1 pseudogene (running past one end of the window) is annotated in these 24,106 nt (G+C 63.2%); it reads right to left on the bottom strand.

From position 1 onward, the window contains the following. Positions 1-24,106 (bottom strand): annotated as a pseudogene (locus tag SGN16_RS13225) (non-ribosomal peptide synthase/polyketide synthase); its annotated part reaches 6,698 nt to the left of the window's first position; the annotation flags it as partial.

The following is a 24,106-nucleotide window of genomic DNA, read 5'->3' as shown; positions in this document are numbered from 1 at the left end:
CCGCATCCGGACTCGTCGCAACCCGCGCCTCGAACAAGCCGTGCAGCGTCAGGCCTTGCGGATAATCGACCGTGGTGGCGTTGAATCCTTCCAGCAGATACTGGCGTTCGCTGTCACCCAACATCGGAATCTGCGCCACGAGGGCCTGCTCGTCAGCGACCATGGCGCGCAATACGCACTCGAGGTAACCGAGGTAGCGCTCCATCGTGGTCTGATCGAACAACGCCGTGGCGTACTCCAACGAACCGAACAGACGCCCGTCGATCAACGCCATGTCCAGCAATACGTCGAACTTCGCGGTGCGACTGGTCACGCCCAGCCCTTGCAGCGACATATCACCCAGTTCCAACCCGGCGGTTTCGTTGTTCTGCCAGGACAGCATCGCCTGGAACACCGGGCTGTGGGACAGGCTGCGCAATGGCCGGACCACTTCAACCACCTGTTCGAACGGCAAGTCCTGATGCGCCTGGGCCCCCAAGGTCTGGGCCTTCACCTGTTGCAGCAAGCCTTGGACCGTCAGTTCGGCCGCCACATCGACGCGCAGCGCCAGGGTGTTGACGAACAGACCGATCAGGCCCTCGACCTCTGTTTGCATGCGGTTCGCCACCGGCGTGCCGATAACGACATCGTGCTGACCGGCCATGCGACTGAGCACCGTGGCCCAGGCGACCATGACCGTCATGAATAACGTGGCGCCATGGCGTTGGCTCAGTGTCTTGAGGTCTTGGGTCAAGGTTTCGTCGAGGACGATCCCCACCGCACTACCGGAGTGGTCTTGCTGGGCAGGCCGTGGTCGGTCGGTTGGCAACGTCAGCAGCGCCGGCGCATCGGCCAGGGTTTGCTGCCAGTAGCGTTCCTGCCGATCCAGGATCTCACCGGTGAGCCAGCGCCGTTGCCAGAGGGCATAGTCGGCGTACTGGATTGGCAAGGCCGGCAGCGGATCATCCCGTCCCTGGCTGAACGCCTCGTACAGCACGCCCAGTTCATGGGTCAGGACATCGGCAGACCAACCATCCGAGACGATGTGATGCAGGGTCACCAACAGCACGTGATCATCGTCAGCCATCCGAACCAGCCGGCCACGAGCGAGTGGGCCGCGGGCCAGGTCGAACGTTTGACGGGCTTCTTGCTCGGCCATGCTCAACAACTCGGCCTCGGCATCCGGACGCCCGGCCAGGACATGCTGTTGCAAAGCGAAACCGATGTCAGCCGGGGCAATGCGTTGCTGCACATCCTCCCCTTGCGCCTGGGCAAAGGTGGTGCGCAGGGTTTCGTGACGGGCAACGATGCGATCCAATGCGCGAGTAAGCGCCGGGATATCCAGCGCCCCCCGTAAACGCAGGCCCGTGGGAATGTGATAGGCCGCACTGCTGCCATCCAGTTGCGCCAGGAACCACAGGCGCTGTTGGGCGAACGACAACGGCAGCATCTGCTCGCGGGACACCGGCACGATGTCTGGCCGGGTGCTGCGTACCGCCTGGGAAAGCACCTGGGCCAGCGCACTGAGCAGCGGTTGGGCGAAGACATCGCCAAGGTTCAACTCCACGCCCAATCGCTCGCGCACCTGGGCAATCAAGCGCATCACCAGCAATGAATGGCCACCCAGTTCGAAGAAGTGGTCATGACGCCCCACCGACTCGACCTTGAGCAGGGATTGCCAGATCTGCGCCAGGGCGATTTCAGTGCTGCCTTCAGGCGCTTCATGGCTGCGGCTGGCGTAGGCATCGGCATCGGGCGCCGGCAACGCCTGGCGGTCGAGCTTGCGGTTTGGTGTCAGCGGCAGCGCGGCCAGGCTGACGAAGGCGCTGGGCAGCATGTATTCAGCCAATTGCGTCGACAACAGCGTGCGCAGGGCCGCTGCGCTCAGGCTCGCGCCCACCTGCGGCACCACATAGGCCACCAGGCGTTTGTCGCCCGGGGTGTCTTCGCGCACGATCACCGCCGCTTCCTTGACTCCGGCACAATAACCCAACCGGGCCTCGATCTCGCCCAGTTCGATACGGAACCCGCGGACCTTGACCTGGAAGTCATTGCGGCCCAGGTACTCAAGGCGTCCGTCCGCACGATAACGGGCCAGGTCGCCGGTCTTGTACATCCGCGCATCGGGCTGGTCGCTGAAGGGATCGGCCAGGAAACGTTCAGCGTTGATAGCGTCAAGGTTCAAGTAACCACGCGCCACACCCTCGCCACCGATGAAGATTTCCCCCGCGACGCCGAACGGCACCGGCTGGCGGTACGCGTCGAGCAGGTAGATACGGGTGTTGGCCATCGGCTTGCCAATCGTTGCATTGCCACAGGCAGCGTCGTACTTCATATACGCGGCGGTGCAGGACACCGTCGCCTCGGTCGGGCCATAGGTGTTGATCAGTTGCGTATGGGGCGGACGAATCGCGTCCCACATTTGCAACTTCTGCGTCGACAAGGCATCCCCGGTGACGTTGATCAACCGCACGTCCCGCAGCAGGTCGCGGGCCTGGGCCGGGGTGTTGTGCCACTCGGCCGCGAGGGTGTGCCAATGGGCCGCCGTCAGGTGCAGGAAGGTCGGACGGACGTCGCCATTGCTTTGCAGCTCGGCACTGCCAAACAGCTGCCGGGTCGGTGCCAGGGTGGCGCCGGCAAGCAGTGCCGGGAAGATCTCCTCCACCGACAGGTCGAAGTTCAGGGTGTTCTGTTGCAGCACCGTATCGGCCGCTGTCAGGTCGAACAGCCGGACCGCATCGACGCAGTAGTTGACCAGCCCCCGATGTTCGATCATCACCCCTTTGGGGTTGCCGGTGGAGCCCGAGGTGTAGATCACATAGGCCAGGTGACGCACGCCCAGGGATGCTACGAACGGGTTATCGTCGCGCCCGGCGCAAATGCCGCTACGAACACGCTCAGCGTGATCGAGCAACACCACTGGCACCGTCAATGCCGGCAGACGACCTTGCAATCCACCTTGAGTCAGCAGCGCCACCGGGGCGCTGTCGGCGAGCATGTAGGCCAAGCGCTCGGCCGGATACGCCGGGTCGAGCGGCACATAACCAGCGCCGGCCTTGAGGATCGCCAACAGGCCGACCAGCATTTCAGCACCGCGCTCGACGCAGATCGCCACCCGGTCATCCGGACGGATACCCAGTCCTATCAGGTGATGGGCCACCTGGTTGGCCTGGCGGTTCAGTTGCGCGTAGCTCAGCCGTTCACCGTCGAACAGCACCGCGATGGCTTCGGGTCGAGCCGCGACCTGGGCCTCGAACAACTGATGGATCGTCTGCCCGCGAGGGTACGGCGCCTGGTTAGCATTGAGTCCCACCAACAGATGGTCACGCTCGGCTTCGTCCAACAACTCGATTCGCGCAATCCTCGTCTGGTCACTGGCCACCATGGCCCGCAGCAGACGGTCCAGATACCCGATGTAACGCTGCACGGTGGCCTCGTCGAACAGCGCCGTGGCATATTCGAGAGAGCCGAACATCTGCCCTTGGACCTCACCCAGTTCCAGGGACAGATCGAACTTGGCGACAGTGCTCGCCGCCCCCAGGCCTTCAAGTTTCAAATCGCCGAGCACCAACTCCGTGCTGTCCAGCGTCTGCCACGACAACATGGCCTGGAACAGCGGCGTATGGGCCAGGTTGCGCACCGGCTTGAGCACTTCCACCACTTGCTCGAACGGCAGGTCCTGATGCGCCTGGGCGCCCAAAGCCTGGGTCTTGACCCGCGCCAACAGGGTTTCAACCGTCGGCGCCCCCGAAACATCGACGCGCACCGCCAGGGTGTTGACGAAGAGACCGATCAACCCTTCGACTTCCGAGCGGGTACGGTTGGCCACCGGCGAACCGATCACCACCTCATCCTGACCGGAAAGCCGGCTCAGCAGCGCACCCCAGGCGGCCATCAACGTCATGTACAGCGTGACGCCGTGACGCTGGCTCAGCGCCTTGAGGCTCGCGGTCAGGTTCGCGTCAAAGGTCACTGGCAGTGTCGCCCCGGCATAGTCCTGCTGTGGCGGGCGCACGCGGTCGATGGGCAACATCAGCAATGCCGGCGCATCGGCCAGGGTTTGCTGCCAGTAGCGGCTCTGGGTTTGCAATACTTCGCCGCTCAACCAGCGACGCTGCCAAACGGCGTAGTCGCTGTATTGCACTGCCAAGGGCGGCAATGGATCGTCCAGTTCATGCCGGAACGCCTCATAGAGCGCCGCCAGTTCCTTGATCAACACGCCGATGGACCAGCCGTCCGAAACGATGTGGTGCATGGTCACCAGCAGCACATGGTCCTCGCTGCCGAGGCGAATCAATCGACCCCGGATCAACGGACCGTGCTCCAGGTCAAAGGCGTCCATGGCTTCCTGTACCACCAACCCTTGCAGCTGGTCTTCGGCATCGGCGTGGCCGGACAAGTCGTGCTGGAGCAGCGAAAAACCGGCGTCGACAGGCGCGATGCACTGCCGTGCCTCCTGGCCCTGACCCTGCACAAAGGTAGTCCGCAATGCCTCGTGGCGGGCGACGATGCGATCCAGCGCCCGCTGCAAGGCGGGGCGATCCAGCACGCCGCGCAGACGGAGCCCGGCGGGCATGTGATAGGCCGCGCTGGCACCTTCCATCTGCGCCAGGAACCATAGGCGCTGCTGGGCGAACGACAGCGGCAGGTCTTCATCACGGGAAACCCGGACGATCTCCGGCAATGTGCTGCGCCCTGCCCGAGTCACTGCCTGCGCCAACCCCATCAGTTGGGGATGGGCGAACAGCTCGGCCAGGCTCAGCTCAACGCCCAGGCGCAGGCGCACCTGGGAAATCAGCTGGATTGCCAGCAATGAGTGGCCACCCAGCTCGAAGAAGTGGTCATGGCGACCGACCTGTGGCAGGCCTAGCAGGTCCTGCCAGATTTGCGCCAGGGTGGTTTCGACCTCACCTTGCGGGGCTTCGTAGCCACGGGTGATCAATGCGTCGAGATCCGGCGCCGGCAAGGCCTTGCGGTCGAGCTTGCCATTGGGGGTCAACGGCAATGCATCCAGACGCACATAAGCGGCGGGCACCATATAGGCCGGCAGTTGTGCTTGCAGGTGCGCACGCAGGGCGTCGATGTCCGCTGCCTGACCCGATTGCGCGGTGTAATAGGCCACGAGGCGCTTATCGCCTGGAACATCTTCCCGGGCCAATACCACGGCCTCTTTCACGGCATCGTGTTGGGCAAGTTTGGCTTCGATCTCGCCGAGTTCGATGCGGAAACCGCGGATCTTCACCTGGTCGTCGTTACGCCCCAGGTATTCGATGTTGCCGTCCGGCAGGTAACGACCGAGGTCACCGGTCTTGTACATCCGGGCATTTGGCGTGGTGCTGAACGGGTCCTTGAGGAAACGTTCAGCGGTGAGATCATCGCGATTGAGATACCCACGAGCGACCCCAGCCCCGCCGATGTAGATTTCGCCCGGCACACCCAATGGCACCGGTTGTTGGTGCTCATCCAGCAAGTAGAACCGGGTGTTGGCGACCGGTTTGCCGATGTGTGCCGCAAACCCGTCCTCACGGGCCATCGACACCCAACTCGAATACGTCGTGGTTTCCGAAGGGCCGTAGAGGTTGCACAGGCGCTTGACCTGGGTCTGTTCGAACAGCGTTTCCACCAGGCTGCGCTTGAGCGCTTCACCAGCGACGTTGACCGTGTCGACACCCTCGCCTACACCGCCCGACTCCAGCAACGCCTTGAGCGCCGACGGCACCGTGTTGATCAAGGTGATGTCGTGCTCGCCTTGTTGCAGTTCCAGCACATTAGTCACGACTTCGATGCTGCCGCCGCAGGTCAACGGCGCGAAGCACTCGTAGACCGCCAGGTCGAAGTTCAACGAAGTCGAGAACAGGGTTTTCGCCAAGGTCTGCGAATCGAATGAACGATGCGCCCATGTGAGGAAATTCACCGTATTGCGGTGTTCGATCATCACGCCCTTGGGCAGACCAGTCGAACCCGAGGTGTAGATCACATAGGCCAGGTGCGAAGAGGTCAGGCCCGGCACCTGTGGATTAGGCGCCGCTTCGTCCTGCCAGACACCTTTGTCGAGGTCGATCACCGGCACCATGGTCTCGCCCAGCAAGTGACGCGTGGTTCCTTGAACCAGGATCGCCGCCGGGGCACTGTCGTCGAGCATGTAGGCAATGCGGTCCTGCGGATAAGCCGGGTCCAGCGGCACATAACCGCCACCGGCCTTGAGAATCGCCAGCAGGCCAACGACCATGTCGATGCCGCGTTCGACGCAGATTGCCACCCGCGAATCGGGTTTTACGCCCTGCTTGCGCAGGTAATGGGCCAAGCGGTTGGCCAGGCCGTTGAGCTCGCGATAGTTGAGCTGGCGTCGGCCATGGCGCACCGCCACGGCGTCCGGCGTACGCTGCACCTGTTCTTCGAACAAGCCATGAATCGTCCGCTGCCGCGGATAGTCTGCTTCGGTGGCGTTGAACGTCACCAGCAGTTGCTCGCGCTCCGCCGCCGGCACAATCGACAGTTCACGCAACGCCAAGTCAGGCGTGTGCTCCAACGCCATCACCAGGCTTTCCAGCGCCATGTGCATGTACCCGCAGACACGCCGGGCGCCCACTGCAACCACGGCCTGGGCCGTGAGCCGGAAGCCTTCGCCCAGGTCGTCCACGTTCAGGCACAACGGATAGTTCGTCCGCTCCTCCATACTCAGGGTTTGAATGCCGTACCAGGCCGAAATGGCCGTGTCGGACACCGCTTCAGCCGCGCTGTGTCGATAGTTCAACAAGGTACTGAACAACGGCAGCGAGGTCGGTACGCCACTGCAACGCTGGGCCAGGGACAACGAAGCGTGCTCATGCCCAAGCAAGGCCGACAGCCGCCCATGGGTCGCCCTGACACCCGCGCGGGCGCCTTGGGCGCCGACGCTGACGCGCAATGGCAGGGTGTTGATGAACATGCCCAGGGCCCGATCAGCCCCTTCGCCACCCTGCATCCGCCCCATCAGTACGGTGCCGAACACCACTTCTTCACGGCCCGAGACCCGGCCGACCACCTGCGCCCAGGCCAGATGGACCAGGCTTGCCGCGCTCACCCCCAGCTGACGGGCCTGCATCCGCAGGCGCTGGGCCAGTTCGGCATCCACGTCCAGGTGCTGTTCTTCGATACCGCTGCCGTCGCCCTGCACATCCTGCAGGCCGAATGGCAGCGTAGGCTCATCGATATCGGCGAGCATGTCGCGGAAAAACGCTTCGTGCTGCTCAGGACTGACCCCAAGCCGGGCCTGCGCCACATGATTGCGATACGGTACCGCTGGCGAAAGCAACTGGCCCTGCCCCAGCAGACTGGCCTGCATTTCGTGCACCACCACTTCCAGCGCCGTATGGTCCAGGGCCATGTGATGGAACAACAGGATGCCGACCCAACGCTGATTCGCCACATCCTGGGCATAGGCCAGGCGCATCAGCGGTGCCTGAGCGATATCGAGACGGTAATGACGCGGGTCGAAGCGTTCGTGCAGTTGCTGCACCACGCCGTCCCCGGCCGGATCCACCGCGATCTCCTCGAGGCCCAGGGTTGCCTGGCGCCAGACCACTTGCACCGGTGTTTCCAGGCCTTGCCAGACCATGCTGGTGCGCAAGATATCGTTACGCAAGACCACGCTCTGCAAGGCATCGGCGAAGGCTTGCAGCCGCTCACGGTTGTCAAAGCCAAACAGCACCTGCAACACATAGGGATCGCCCTGCTCGGCGGCAAGGTGGTGGTAGAGAATCCCTTCCTGCAACGGCGCCAGGGCGTAGATATCCTGCACATTGGCCACGCCGCCCGGCACCGTGGCCACGATGCGGTCGATGGCAGCCTGGTCCAGATCGGCCAGGGGCAACATGTCTGGGGTGATACGTGTGCAGCCGTCCGGGATGGCGTTATCCGGCACGACGACATCCTTGCTCCCGCCCACCGCTGCGGCCAATGCCGCCAGCGTCGGCTGGCCGAACAGCACCCGCACATCGGCGGCCAGGTCGACCTGACGCATGCGCTCGATCAACTTCACGGCCAACAACGAGTGCCCGCCCAGCTCGAAGAAATTATCGTGGCGACCGATCTGCTCGATCTTGAGCAAGTCCTGCCAGATTCGCGCGATAGCCACTTCGACTTCGCCTTGCGGAGCCTGGTATTCACGACTGATCACCGCCGACTGATCCGGTGCCGGCAGCGCCTTGCGGTCGAGCTTGCCATTGGCGGTCAACGGGAAGGCAGCCAGCGTCACAAAGGCGCTAGGCACCATGTAATCGGCCAACGAAGCCAGCAACTGGGTGCGCAGGTCAGCGGCTGACAGTTGCGCCTCTTCTGCAGCGATGACATAGGCCACCAGGCGCTTGTCGCCCGGATCGTCCTCGCGGGTGATCACCACCGCTTCGCTGACACCCTCGCACGCGGCCAGCGACGCTTCGATCTCGCCCAGTTCGATGCGGAAACCACGGATCTTCACCTGGTCATCGTTGCGGCCCAGGTATTCGAGGCTGCCGTCCACCTGCCAGCGACCGAGGTCGCCGGTCCTGTACATCCGGGCATTCGGCGCAGAGCTGAACGGGTCGTCGAGGAAACGCTCGGCGGTCAATGCCTCGCGGTTCAGATAACCGCGGCTGACGCCCGCCCCTGCCACGTACATTTCACCGACCACGCCCACCGGCACCGGCTCGCGCTGGGCATCGAGCACGTACAGCTGCAAGTCAGGAATGCGCTTGCCGATCGGGCTGACGCCCGTCAATTGCGCGTCCGCTGCGGTCAGTGGACGGTACGTCACGTGCACCGTGGTTTCGGTGATGCCGTACATGTTGACCAGTTGCGTCCCGGCATTGATTTCACGGGCATACCACGGCTTGAGAATGCCGGTTTCCAGTGCCTCACCGCCGAAGATCACCTGGCGCAGGCTATGGCTCAGGTCGCTTTCGCCCTGGGCCGCGATCAACTGCCGGAAAGCACTCGGCGTCTGGTTCAGCACCGTGACACCCGCCTCGCACAACAGCGCGTAGCAGTCCTGTGGAGAACGGCTGACCAGTTGCGGCACCACCAGCAAGCGGCCGCCATGGGTCAATGCGCCCCAGATTTCCCATACCGAGAAATCGAAGGCAAAGGAATGGAACAACGCCCACACGTCGTGCGGACCGAAGTCGAACCACGGTTGTGTCGCCGAAAACAGCCGGGCGACGTTGCGGTGCTCGACCATCACGCCCTTGGGTAGGCCAGTGGAGCCCGAGGTGTAGATCACGTAGGCCAGATGGCTGGCATCCAGGCCCGGCACTTGTGGGTTGGCGTCGGACTGGTCCTGCCAGCTGCCGTCATCGAGCGCCAGCACCGGTGCCGCGACTTCAGCCACTGCACGGTATGTGGCGGCCTGGGCCAACACTGCCATGGGCGCGCTGTCACGCAACAGGTAGGCAATACGTTCGGCCGGATAGGCCGGATCCACAGGCACATAACCGGCGCCGGATTTCAGGATCCCCAACAGACCAACGATCATGTCCAGGCCACGCTCGACACAGATCGCGACCCGATCATCCGGGCGAATGCCTAGCGATAGCAAGCGATGAGCGACCCGGTTCGCCCTGGCGTTGAGTTCGCCATAGGTCAGCGTCCGATCTTCGAACACCACCGCCACCGCATCGGGCTGCGCGGCGGCACGAACTTCGAATTGGCCATGGATCAATGAGTCATCGGCGTACAAGGCATCCGTCGTATTCCAGGTCTCGAGCAACTGCCGGCGCTCGGCCGGCGGCAGGATTGCCAACCCGTGCAACGGGGCCAGCGGTGACTGCTCCAGGGCCTGCACCAGATTTTCCAGAACGCAGTTCACATAACCGCAAACCCTCGCGGCGCCAATCGGTGCCTGGGCCATGACCGTCAGGTTGAAGTCTTCACCCAGGTCATCCACCGACAACGTCAACGGATAGTTGGTGCGCTCTTCACCTTCCAGCGTCTGGATACCGTCCCAGGCGGCTACGACTTCGCTGGAAGCCGTCTGCGCACCGAGATGGCGATAGTTGAGCAACGCGCTGAACAACGGTGCCGGCGCGGCCACGCCGCTGCAACGTTGCGCCAGCACCAGCGAGGCGTGCTCGTGTCCCAGCAACGCCGTTAAACGTGCGTGGGTAGCCTTGACCCCGGCGCGCACGCCTTGCGCCCCCAGGCCTACGCGCAACGGCAGGGTGTTGATGAACATGCCCAACGCCCGGTCGGCGCCTTCGCCGCCCTGCATGCGCCCCAGCAACACAGTGCCGAAGACTACGTCATCCTGGCCCGACACCTTGCCCAACACCTGCGCCCAAGCCAGGTGATACAAGCTTGCCGCGCTTACGCCGAGATGGCGCGCCTGCGCCCGCAGACGCCGGCTGAGCGGGGCATCGACCCTCTGGCGGACCTCCTCGATATCGTGTCCATCGCCCTGCACATTCTGCAAACCGAAGGGCAGCGTCGGTTCGGTCACATCACCCAGCATTTCGCGGAAGAAGGCTTCGTGGTCCTCGCGGCTCACGCCCAGCCGCGCTTGTGCGACATAGTTGCGATACGGCACCGATGCTGCCAATTGCAGCCCGTTCCCGCCCATGAAGGCGCCAATTTCCGCAGTGAGCATGCCCAGGGAGGTCGCGTCATCCACCATGTGGTGGAACAGCAACATGCCCACCCACCGGTTGTTCGTCACATCTTGGGCATAACCGATACGCATCATCGGCGCCTGGCGAATGTCCAGGCGATAGTGCCGCGGGTCCAGGTGTTGGCGCAGTTGCCGGGCAATATCCCCCGCCTCAGCGTCCAGTTCTATCTCCTCGAGCCCCAGTTGCGCCTCACGCCAGACCACCTGGACCGGGTCGTCCAAGCCTTCCCAGAGCACTGCGGTGCGCAGGATGTCATGCCTGGACACCACGTTCTGCAGTGCCTGGGCGAAGGTATCCAGATGTGCACGGCTGTCGAAAGCAAACAGCACGTATTGCAGGTAGGGATCGCCTTTGGCCGCCGCGAGGTGGTGATACAAAATCCCTTCCTGCAGCGGTGCCAGGGCGTAGATGTCCTGCACATTGCCCACGCCGCCGGGCACCGTCGCCACGACGCGGTCGATCTCGTCCTGGCTCAGCATGGCCAGTGGCAACAGGTCGGGCGTGATCCGCGAGCAGTCGTCCGGAATGAGGTTGGCCGGCACCCGCACTTCCTGGCTGCCACCCACCGCCGCAGCCAGGGCCGCCAGCGTCGGCTGGCCGAACAGTACCCGCACGTCGGCGGCCAGGTCGACCTGACGCATGCGCTCGATCAACTTCACCGCCAACAACGAATGCCCACCCATTTCAAAGAAGTGGTCATGACGGCCGACCCGGTCCACCTGCAACAGGTCTTGCCAGATCCGCGCAATGGTCGTCTCGACTTCACCTTGGGGCGCTTCGTATTCGCGGGTCACCACCGACGACTGATCCGGCACTGGCAAGGCCTTGCGATCCAGCTTGCCGTTGGTAGTCAGTGGGAAGACCGTCAGCATCACGAACGCGCTGGGCACCATGTATTCGGCCAGTGAACCCAGCAACTCAGCGCGAAGCTCAGCGGCCGACGGTGGCTCGCCCTCTTCGGCAATCACATAAGCCACCAGGCGCTGATCGCCCGGCGCGTCCTGGCGGGCCATCACCACGGCCTCACGTACACCGTTGCAGGCCGCCAGCTTCGCCTCGATCTCCCCCAGTTCGATACGGAAACCGCGGATCTTCACCTGGTCGTCATTGCGCCCCAGGTATTCAATGCTGCCGTCCGCCAACCAGCGGCCGAGGTCACCGGTCTTGTACATGCGGGCGTTTGGCGCAGAGCTGAACGGGTTGTCGAGGAAACGCTCGGCGGTCAGTTCGTCACGGTTCAGGTAACCACGACTGACACCCGCCCCACCCACGTACATTTCACCGACCACCCCCACTGGTACCGGCTCACGCTGGGCGTCGAGCACGTACAGTTGCAAGTCGGGAATGCGTTTGCCGATCGGGCTGACCCCCGTCAATTGCGCGTCCGCTGCGGTCAGTGGACGGTACGTCACGTGCACGGTGGTTTCGGTGATGCCGTACATGTTGACCAGTTGCGTCCGAGCGTTCGCTTGGCGGGCATACCAGGGCTTGAGAATGCCGGTCTCCAGCGCTTCACCACCGAAGATCACCTGGCGCAGGCTGTGGCCCAGGTCGCTTTCACCTTGGGCGGCAATCAGTTGGCGGAAGGCGCTCGGCGTCTGGTTGAGGATGGTCACGCCCGCTTCGCATAACAAGGCATAGCAATATTGCGGTGAACGGCTGACCAGTTGCGGCACCACCAGCAAGCGGCCACCGTGGGTCAGCGAGCCCCAGATTTCCCAGACCGAGAAATCGAAGGCAAAGGAATGGAACAGCGCCCACACGTCTTGCGGGCCGAATTCGAACCAGGGCTGGGTTGCCGAAAACAGCCGTGCGACGTTGCGATGCTCGACCATCACGCCCTTGGGCAGGCCAGTGGAGCCCGAGGTGTAGATCACGTAGGCCAGGTGGTTGGAGTCCAGGCCCGGGACGTCGGGGTTGTGCTGCGGTTGCTGGCTCATTTCGCCAGCGTCGGCCAGGTCGAGCACCAGGGTGGGCACCGGCAATACCGGCAGGCTGTCGCGCCATTGCGACTGGGTCACCACCGCCACAGGGCTACTGTCATCCAGCATGTAGGCGATGCGCTCGGGTGGATAAGCCGGGTCCAGCGGTACGTAGCCCGCACCGGCTTTCAGGATACCCAGCAGGCCAACGATCATGTCCAGGCCACGTTCGACACAGATCGCCACTCGGTCATCCGGGCGAACACCCTGGGCCACCAGGCTGTGGGCCAGTTGGTTGGCGCGGGCATTGAGCTCACCGTAGGTCAATGCCTGGTCTTCATATACGACGGCCACAGTGTCAGGTTGGGACGCGGCCCAGCCCTCGACTTGCCGATGGATCAGGGCATCGTCGGCATACGCGGCGTCGATCGTGTTCCAGGTTTCCAGCAACTGCCGACGCTCGGCGGCTGGCAGGATCGCCAAGGTGTGCAGCGGAGTGTGCGGTGCCTGCTCAAGGGCCACGACCAGGTTTTCCAGGGCCACTTGCATGTAGCCGCAAATGCGCGGCGCACCGATGGACGTATCGACCATCGCCGTGAGGAGGAAGCCGTCGCCCATATCATCCACGTTGAGGGTCAACGGATAATTGGTCCGCTCATCACCGCCCAGCGCGTTGATCCCGCTCCAGGCCGACAGGGCGTCCTGGGTCACTTGGACCGCACTGTGGCGGTAGTTGAGCAAGGCGCTGAACAGCGGCGTCGGCGCGACCACGCCACTGCACCGTTGCGCCAGTGCCAGCGAGGCATGTTCGTGGCCCAGCAAGGCCGTCAATCGGCCGTGAGTGGCCTTGACGCCGCTGCGTACATCCTGGCTGCCCACATCCACCCGCAACGGCAAGGTGTTGATGAACATCCCCAGGGCACGGTCCGCACCGTCGCCGCCCTGCATCCGCCCCAGCAGGACCGTACCGAACACCACCTCCTGTTTGCCGGACACCTTGCCCAGCACCTGTGCCCAGGCCAAGTGCACCAGGCTGGCGGCACTCACCCCCAGGTGACGTGCCTGTGTCCGCAGGCGCCTGGACAACGCCAGATCCACCGGCTGGCGGACCTCATCGATACCGTGCCCCTCACCCTGCACGTCCTGCAGACCAAAGGGCAGCGTCGGCTCGTCGATATCGCCGAGCATCTCGCGGAAAAAGGCTTCGTGTTCTTGTTCGCTTGCCCCCAGACGGGCCTGGGCCACGTAGTTGCGATACGGCATTGCTTCGCCCAATTGGCCGTCCTGGCCCAACAGGTGCATTTGCATCTCGTGCTGCATCACATCCAGCGCCGTGTGATCCAGGGCCATATGATGGAACAGCAGGATCGCTACCCAGCGATCCTGGGCCTCGTCGCGGGCGTAAGCCAATTGCAGCAACGGCGCCTGGCCCAAGTCGAGGCGATAGTGTCGGGCATCGAAGCGGCTGGCCAGTTGGGTGGCAATATCCCCAGCCGAGGCCTCTGGAACAATGCACTGCGGCTCCAGCACCACGTGGCGCCAGACCACTTGCGCCGGCTCATCCAACCCTTCCCAGACCACGCTGGTGCGCAAGATGTCGTGGCGATCGATCACCACTTGCAGCGCCCCGATGAAGGCGTCGAGGCGTTCACGGTTGTCGAAGGCGAACTGCGTCTGCAACACATAGGGGTCGCCCTGTTCAGCGGCCAAATGGTGATAAAGGATGCCTTCCTGCAACGGTGCCAGCGGGTAGATGTCCTGCACGTTGCGCGCCCCACCGGGCACCGTGGCGACGATCTGGTCGATGGCGTCCTGGGACAGGTTGACCAGGGGCAGCATGTCCGGGCTGATGTATTCGCAATCTGCCGGGATCCGATTCGCCGGAACAAGGATTTCCTTACCGCTACCAACAGCCGCGGCCAGCGCCGCCAGGGTCGGTTGGCTGAACAGCACGCGCACGTCGGCGCTCAAGCCAGCCTGGCGCATGCGTTCGATCAATGTCACGGCCAGCAGCGAATGGCCGCCCAGTTCGAAAAAGTGATCGTGACGACCGACCTGCTCGACCTTGAGCACGTCAGCCCAGATTCGCGCCAGGGTCTGCTCCACCTCGCCCTGCGGCGCTTCATATTCGCGAGAGGCATAGGCCTCGGCGTCCGGCGCTGGCAGTGCGCGGCGGTCCAGCTTGCCGTTGGCGGTCAGCGGGAAGGCTGGCAACACCACGAAGGCGCTGGGCAGCATGTAGTCGGCCAGCACGCTCGACAATTGCCCCCGTAAGTCGTGAACCGACAAGGTCACGCCCGGTTCAGCAATCACATAACCCACCAGGCGCTTGGGACCGGCATCGTCTTGTCGCGCCAGTACCACCGCGTCTTTCACGCCAGGGCACTGGCCCAAACGGGCCTCGATCTCGCCCAGTTCGATACGGAAACCACGGATCTTCACCTGGTCGTCGTTACGCCCCAGGTAATCCACCGTGCCGTCCGCTCGCCAGCGCGCCAGGTCGCCGGTGCGGTAAAGCAAGGCACCGGGGTCGGCATTGAACGGATCGGCGACGAACTTCTCGGCGGTCAGTTCAGGGCGATTCAGATACCCTTTCGCCACGCCGTCGCCACCGATGTACAGCTCACCGGCCACGCCGATGGGCACCGGTTGCCGGTTGGCATCCAGCACATAGACACGCGTGTTACCAATCGGACGACCGATCGGAATACCGCCCTCGCCCACGGTTTTGATTTCGTGGGTGGTGGTGAAGGTGGTGGCCTCGGTCGGGCCGTAGCCGTTGAGCAGATGCAGCGGCGCGCCTTCCTTCAGGACGCGACCGATCACCGCTGGATCGAGCACATCGCCGCCGACGATCAGGTAGCGCAACTGGCTGAACACCGCCATCAAGCCACTGGCGTATTGATGGAACAGGCCGGCGGTCATCCACAACACGCTGACCGATTGCTCTTGCAGCAACGCCGCAAAACGTTCTTGTGTCAGCAACACGTCCTGATCGACCACCACCACGCACCCACCGTTGAGCAACGGTGCCCAGACGTCGAGGGTACTGGCGTCGAACGCCGGGTTGGAGGCAAACGCGACCCGGTCCTGGGCGTTGAAATCGGCGTAACCGTTGTTGATCACCAAGCGATTGATCGCTCGATGCGGCACCAGCACGCCTTTGGGGATGCCAGTGGAGCCCGAGGTGTACATGATGTAGGCCACCGATTCGGTGCTTTGTATCAATCTCAGGTCGTGATCCGCCTCGCTATCCATGACAACGGTGTCCAGATCCACACGGGCAATCCCCTCGGGGGCCGTCATCGTGCTCAGGGTCAGAAGCGTCCGGGCACCGCTGTCGCGCACCATGAAATCCTGACGCTCCAGCGGTGCGCTGACGTCCAGCGGCACGTAGGCGGCGGCGCACTTGAGAATCGCCAGTTGGCTGACCAGCAGCTCGAGCGAACGCTCCAGCACAATCGCCACCCGGTCACCCGGTTGAATCCCCTGGCCGATCAGATGGCGGGTCAGGCAATTGGCGCGGCGGTTCAACTCGGCGTACGTCAGGCTATGGCCGTTGTGTACAACCGCCGTTGCATCCGGACGCTCCTTGGCCTGGACTTCGAACAGGCTATGGACGGTCCTGTCCTGGGGATAGCTGCGAGTAGTAGCGTTGAACTCCACCAGCAATTGCCGACGCTCAGCCGACGGCAGGATCGACAGGCTGTGCAACGGCGTCTGCGGAGCGTGTTCCAGCGCCTCGACCAGATGCTCCAGGGCAATGCTCATGTAGGCACACATCCGTTGCGCGCCGATCTGCGGCACCGCCAGCGCCGACAAGCGGAAATCTTCGCCCAGGTCATCCACCGACAAGGTCAGCGGGTAGTTGGTGCGTTCTTCGTTGCTCAGCAGTTGAATACCGTCCCAAGCTACTAACGCTTCGCTCGAGGCAGCATCTGCGGCGCTGTGCCGGTAATTGAGCAAGGCGCTGAACAACGGCAGCGGCGCGGCCACGGCGCTGCAACGCTGGGCCAAGGCCAACGAGGCGTGCTCGTGCCCCAAAAGACCGGTCAGGCGCGCGTGGGTGGCTTTCACCCCATCGCGCACGCCTTGGGCTCCGACACCCACTCGCAGCGGCAAGGTGTTGATGAACATGCCCAGTGCCCGGTCGGCGCCGTCGCCACCCTGCATCCGGCCCATCAGGACGGTGCCGAACACCACGTCCTGCTTGCCGGACACCTGCCCCAGCACGTGCGCCCACGCCAGGTGATGCAGGCTCGCGGCGCTCACGCCCAATTGACGAGCCTGGGCCCGCAGACGACGACTCAAGTCGGCAGGCAGGCTCAGTCCAGCTTCTTCGATATCGCTACCGTCGCCGCGAACGTCCAGCACACCGAACGGCAATGTCGGCTCGTCGACATCACTCAACATGTCCCGGAAGAACCCTTCGTGCTCCGCGCGGCTCACGCCCAAACGGGCCTGGGCCACGTAATTGCGGAACGGTACTGCATCGCCCAACTGGTCGGCCTGGCCCAGCAGGTGCGCCTGCATCTCGTGTTGCACCACTTCCAGCGCCGTGTGATCGAGCGCCATGTGGTGGAACAGCAGCATCGCCACCCAGCGTTGATTGGCCGGATCGTGGGCGTATGCGATGCGCATCAATGGCGCCTGTTGCATGTCCAGACGGTAATGCAGCGTGTCGAAGCGCTCGCGCAACTGCCCGGCAATGTCGCCCGCCTCGGCGACCAGCGCCAGCTCTTCCACCGCCAATTGCGCTTTGCGCCAGACCACCTGTACCGGCTCGTCCAGGCCTTCCCAGACCACCGAGGTGCGCAGGATGTCATGGCGATCGATGACGCCTTGCAGAGCCAGGGCAAACGCCTCCAGCCGCTCGCGATCGGTGACGATGAACGTGGCTTGCAACACATAGGGATCCCCCGTGTGCGCAGCGATGTGGTGATAGAGGATCCCCTCCTGCAACGGCGCCAATGGGTAGATGTCCTGCACGTTGCGCGCACCACCTGGCACCGTCTCCACGATGCGGTCGATGTCTAGCTGGTCCAGCGCCACCAAGGGCAGCATCGATGGCGTGATCCGGGTACACCCCAGCAGAATGCCGTTGTCCGGCACCACAACCTCACCGCCACTGCCAACCGCCGACGCCAGCGCCGCGAGCGTTGGCTGGCTGAACAGCACCCGCACGTCCGCCGACAAGCCGAGCTGGCGCATCCGGCCAATCAAGCTGACCGCCAGCAGGGAATGGCCGCCCAGTTCGAAGAAATGATCATGACGGCCCACGCGCTCAACCTTGAGCAAGTCTTGCCAGAGCTGCGCCAGGGCGGTTTCGACCTCACCTTGCGGGGCTTCGTAGCCACGGGTGATGACGGCATCGAGGTCCGGCGCCGGCAGGGCCTTGCGGTCGAGCTTGCCGTTCGGCGTCAGTGGCAACGCGTCGAGGCGCACGTAGGCGGCGGGCACCATGTATTCCGGCAGTTGTGCTTGCAGGTGCGTGCGCAGGGTTTCTATTTCTACTGTTTCATCCGGTGAGTGCTGGGTGAAATAGGCCACCAGGCGCTTGTCACCCGGCACATCTTCCCGGGCCAGGACCACGGTTTCCTTGATGTTTGGAGCCTGGGCGAGCTTGGCTTCGATCTCGCCCAGTTCGATGCGGAAACCACGAATCTTCACCTGATCGTCGTTGCGCCCCAGGTATTCGATGTTGCCATCCGCCAGGTAGCGCCCCAGGTCACCGGTCTTGTACATCCGGGCATTTGGCGTGGTGCTGAACGGGTCCTTGAGGAAGCGTTCAGCGGTGAGGTCATCGCGATTCAGGTAACCCCGCGCCACCCCGGCCCCGCCGATGTAGATTTCACCCGGCACACCCAATGGCACGGGTTGTTGGTATTCATCGAGCAAGTAGAACTGGGTATTGGCCACCGGCTTGCCGATGTGTGCGGCAAAACCGTCCTCACGAGCCATCGACACCCAGCTTGAGTAAGTCGTGGTTTCCGACGGGCCGTAGAGGTTGCACAGGCGCTTGACTTGGGTCTGTTCGAACAGGCTTTCCACCAGACTGCGCTTGAGCGCTTCACCGGCGACGTTGACCGTGTCGACACCCTCGCCTACACCGCCCGACTCCAGCAACGCCTTGAGCGCCGAAGGCACGGTGTTGATCAGGGTGATGTCGTGCTCGCCCTGTTGCAGTTCCAGCACATTAGTCACGACTTCGATGCTGCCGCCTGAAGTCAATGGCGCAAAGCATTCGTAAACCGCCAGGTCGAAGTTCAGCGAGGTCGAGAACAGGGTTTTCGACAACGTGGCGTCATCGAAGGAACGATGGGCCCAAGTCAGGAAGTTCACTGTGTTGCGGTGTTCGATCATCACGCCTTTAGGCAGACCAGTCGAACCCGAGGTGTAGATGACATAGGCCAGATGCGCGGACGTCAGCTCGGCGACCATCGGATTCCGGACGGATTCGTCCTGCCACAGCCCGCTATCCAGATTGATCACTGGCATCGAAGCGCCGGCCAGCAGTTCGACCGTCGCGTCCTGGGCCAACACCGCCGCTGGCGCGCTGTCCTCCAGCATGTAGGCAATCCGCTCCAGCGGATAGACCGGATCCAATGGCACATAACCGCCACCGGCCTTGAGAATCGCCAGCAAGCCCACGACCATGTCGATGCCGCGCTCGACACAGATCGCCACCCGCGAATCGGGTTTCACCCCTTGCGAGCGCAGGTAATGCGCCAAGCGGTTGGCCCGTTCGTTCAACTCGCGATAGTTCAGGCGTTGCTCGCCACGGATCACCGCAACGGCATCCGGCGTACGCTGCACCTGCTCTTCGAACAACCCGTGAATGGTCTGCTGCTGTGGGAAATCGGCTTCGGTGGCGTTGAACGTCACCAGCAGTTGCTCGCGTTCCGTAGCGGGCAAGATCGACAGACGATACAGAGCCGCCTGTGGCGTCTGTTCCAGTGCCTGCACCAGTGTTTGCAGCGCTGCGTGCATATAGGCGCAAACCCGTTGGGCGCCGATCTGCTGCGCGACCAGCACCGTCAGGTTGAAACCGGTCCCCAGGTCATCGACGTTCAAGGTCAACGGATAATTGGTACGGTCTTCCCCATCCAGGACGTTGATACCGCGCCATGCTTGCAATGCCTGCGTCGACGCCTCGCCCGAGACGCGGTGCCGATAGTTGAGCAAGGCGCTGAACAGCGGCAACGGCGCCGCCACACCACTGCAACGCTGGGCCAGCGCCAGCGAAGCATGTTCGTGCCCGAGCAAGGCCGTCAGTTGCCCATGGACCGCCTTGACGCCAGCCTTGACACCTTGGCCACCCAAGCTCACGCGCAGCGGCAAGGTATTGATGAACATCCCCAGTGCGCGGTCGGCGCCCTCGCCAGCCTGCATCCGGCCCATCAGGACCGTACCGAACACCACCTCCTGCTTGCCGGACACGTTAGCCAGCACTTGCGCCCACGCCAGGTGTATCAGGCTGGCGGCACTTACCCCCAGTTGGCGGGCCTGGGCCCGCAGGCGCAGGTCCAAGGCGGCATCCACCGCCTGGCTGCTTTCTTCAATGTCGCGGCCACCACCCTGCACGTCCTGCAGATTGAATGGCAGCGTCGGCTCATCGATATCGCCGAGCATGTCGTGAAAGAACGCTTCATGTTCTTCCCGACTCACACCCAAGCGTGCCTGGGCCACGTAATTGCGATAGGGCACCGCTTCGGACAGTTGCCCGGCTTCCCCCAGCAAGTGCGCTTGCATCTCGTGCTGCACCACGTCCATCGCCGTGTGGTCCAGGGCAATGTGATGGAACAACAGTGTTGCGACCAAGCGATGATTGGCCTCGTCCCTTGCATAAGCCAAGCGCATCAGCGGCGCCTGGGCGACATCGATACGGTGGTGGCGCGGGTCGAAACGCTGGCGCAGTTGCCCAACGATATCGCCAGCGGCCGGGTCGAGATCGAGCGCTTCGAGGGGCAGCCTGGCTTCACGCCAGACCACTTGCATGGGCTCGTCCAGACCTTCCCACACGATGCTGGTGCGCAAGATGTCGTGACGATCGATGACGACCTGCAATGCCTGGACGAACGCCTCGAGACGTTCCTGGCTGTCGAAGGCAAACTGTGACTGGAGCAGATACGGGTCGCCCTGCTCGGCGGCGAGGTGATGGTAGAGAATGCCTTCCTGCAGCGGCGCCAACGGATAAATATCCTGAACGTTGCACGCACCACCTGGCACCGTCGCTACGAGACGGTCGATGGTCGCCTGGGACACGTTGGCCAGCGGTAGCAGCTCGGGAGTGATGCGCTCGCAGCCGAGCGCAATCAGATTGGCCGGAACGCTGACCTCCTTCCCGCTGCCGACAGCAGCCGCCAGCGCGGCCAGGGTCGGTTGGCTGAACAGCACACGTACGTCAGCGCTCAACCCGGCCTGACGCATGCGCTCGATCAGGCTGACCGCCAGCAGGGAATGCCCGCCCAGCTCGAAGAAATGGTCGTTGCGGCCTACTCGCTCGACCTTGAGCAAGTCTTGCCAGAGCTGCGCCAGGGCGGTTTCGACCTCGCCTTGCGGGGCTTCGTAGCCACGAGAGATGACGGCATCGAGGTCCGGCGCTGGCAAGGCCTTGCGGTCAAGCTTGCCGTTCGGCGTCAGTGGCAACGCATCGAGGCGCACGTAGGCGGCGGGCACCATGTATTCCGGCAGTTGTGCTTGCAGGTGCGTGCGCAGGGCTTCGATTTCTACTGTTTCGTCCAGCGAGTGCTGGGTGAAATAGGCCACCAGGCGCTTGTCGCCCGGCACGTCCTCACGGGCCAGGACCACGGTTTCTTTCAGCGCATCGTGGCGAGCAAGTTTGGCTTCGATCTCGCCGAGTTCGATGCGGAAACCGCGGATCTTCACCTGGTCGTCGTTGCGCCCCAGGTATTCGATGTTGCCTTCCGGCAGGTAGCGACCGAGGTCACCGGTCTTGTACATCCGGGCATTTGGCGTGGTGCTGAACGGGTCCTTGAGGAAACGTTCAGCGGTGAGATCATCGCGATTGAGATACCCACGAGCGACCCCAGCCCCGCCGATGTAGATTTCGCCCGGCACACCCAATGGCACCGGTTGTTGGTGCTCATCCAGCAAGTAGAACCGGGTGTTGGCGACCGGTTTGCCGATGTGTGCCGCAAACCCATCTTCACGGGCCATCGACACCCAACTCGAATACGTCGTGGTTTCCGAAGGGCCGTAGAGGTTGCACAGGCGCTTGACCTGGGTCTGTTCGAACAGCGTCTCCACCAGGCTGCGCTTGAGCGCTTCGCCGGCGACGTTGACCGTGTCGACGCCCTCACTCAGTCCACCGGACTCCAGCAAGGCCTTGAGCGCCGAAGGCACGGTGTTGATCAGGGTGATGTCGTGCTCGCCCTGTTGCAGTTCCAGCACATTAGTCACGACTTCGATACTGCCGCCTGAAGTCAACGGCGCAAAGCATTCGTAAACCGCCAGATCGAAGTTCAACGAGGTCGAGAACAGGGTTTTCGACAACGTGGCGTCATCGAAGGAACGATGGGCCCAAGTCAGGAAGTTCACTGTGTTGCGGTGTTCGATCATCACGCCTTTAGGCAAGCCAGTCGAACCCGAGGTGTAGATGACATAGGCCAGATGCGCGGACGTCAGCTCGGCGACCATCGGATTCCGGACGGACTCGTCCTGCCACAGCCCGCTATCCAGATTGATCACTGGCATCGAAGCGCCGGCCAGCAGTTCGACCGTCACGTCCTGGGCCAACACCGCCGCTGGCGCGCTGTCCTCCAGCATGTAGGCAATCCGCTCCAGCGGATACGCCGGATCCAATGGCACATAACCGCCACCGGCCTTGAGAATCGCCAGCAAGCCCACGACCATGTCGATGCCACGCTCGACACAGATTGCCACCCGCGAGTCTGGTTTCACGCCCTGTTGGCGTAGGTAATGCGCCAAGCGGTTGGCCCGTTCGTTCAACTCGCGGTAGTTCAGGCGCTGCTCCCCACGAATCACCGCAACGGCATCCGGCGTACGCTGCACCTGCTCTTCGAACAACCCGTGAATGGTCTGCTGCTGTGGGAAATCGGCTTCGGTGGCGTTGAACGTCACCAGCAGTTGTTCACGTTCCGAGGCCGGCAGGATCGACATGTGCTGCAAGGGCTGGTCCGGCGTCTGTTCGAGCATGCCAACCAGGCTTTCCAGAGCCTGGTGCATATAGCCAGCAATGCGCTGGGCGCCAATCCCGGCCAGGGCCAGCACGCTGAGACTGAAACCTTCGCCCAAATCATCCACCGATAAGGTCAGTGGATAGTTGGTGCCCTCCGCTCCACCCAGCGAATGCAAACCTTCCCACGCCTCCAGCGTCTGTGCCGTGGGTGCTTGCGCCGTGCCGCTGTGTCGGTAGTTGAGCAACGAACCGAATAACGGAGCAGGTGCGGGCACGCCGCTGCAACGCTGGGCCAAGGCCAACGAAGCGTGTTCATGGCCGAGCAACGCCGTCAGGCCGGCGTGCGTGGCCTTTACGCCCTCGCGCACGCCCTGCCCGGCCAATTTCACCCGCAATGGCAGTGTGTTGATGAACATGCCCAGTGCGCGGTCGGCACCGTCGCCACCCTGCATCCGGCCCATCAGCACCGTGCCGAACACCACGTCCTGCCGGCCGGAAACAGCGCCGACCACCCGCGCCCAGGCCAGGTGATACAGGGCTGCCGCACTGACACCCAACTGGCGGGCCTGCGCTCGCAAGCGACGGCTCAATTCTCCATCGATCGGCAGGTGGACTTCCTCGACCACCGATTCGCCTTCGGGCACCGCGGAAAAACCCAGCGGCAACGTTGGCTCATCGACATCGCCCAGCATCTCGCGGAAAAACGCTTCATGGGAATCGCCGCCCACACCCAGGCGGACCTGCGCCACATAGTTGCGATAAGGCACAGGCTCGGGCAACTCGTCGGCCTGCCCGAGCAGGAACGCCTGCATCTCATGCTGCACCAGCTCCAGCGCCGCATGGTCCATCGCCATGTGGTGGAACAACAGGATCGCCACCCAACGCTGGTGGGTTTGATCCTGCGCACAGACCAGGCGCATCAGCGGCGCCTGACCGACGTCCAGTCGGTGATGCCGGGTGTCGAAACGCTGCTGCAGTTGCCAGAGGATGTCGCCATCGGCAGGGTCCAGCACGATCTCTTCCAGTGATAATCTGGCCTGGTGCCAGACCACTTGCACGGGCTCGTCCAAGCCTTCCCACACCATCGAGGTGCGCAATATGTCGTGGCGATCGATCACGCCTTGCAGAGCCTGGGCAAAGTCATCCAGTCGTGCGCGTCGGTCCGCGCCGAACAAGGCCTGCAGCACATAGGGATCACCCTGCTCTGCGGCGAGGTGATGATAGAGAATGCCCTCCTGCAACGGCGCCAGGGGATAAATGTCCTGCACGTTGCCCGCACCGCCAGGAACGCTGTCGACGATCCGGTCGATCGCCTCCTGACTGAGGCGAGCCAGGGGCAACATGTCTGGCGTGATACGAAATGCCGGGCTCAGCCAGTCGCCACCGTTTCTCTCCACCAACTCAAGCAGTTCGCGCTTATG

This window comes from Pseudomonas sp. G166 (assembly GCF_037027455.2).
Classification (GTDB): domain Bacteria; phylum Pseudomonadota; class Gammaproteobacteria; order Pseudomonadales; family Pseudomonadaceae; genus Aquipseudomonas.
Note: the sequence above shows the minus strand (reverse complement) of the source record. Positions and strands in the feature narration are given on the sequence as shown.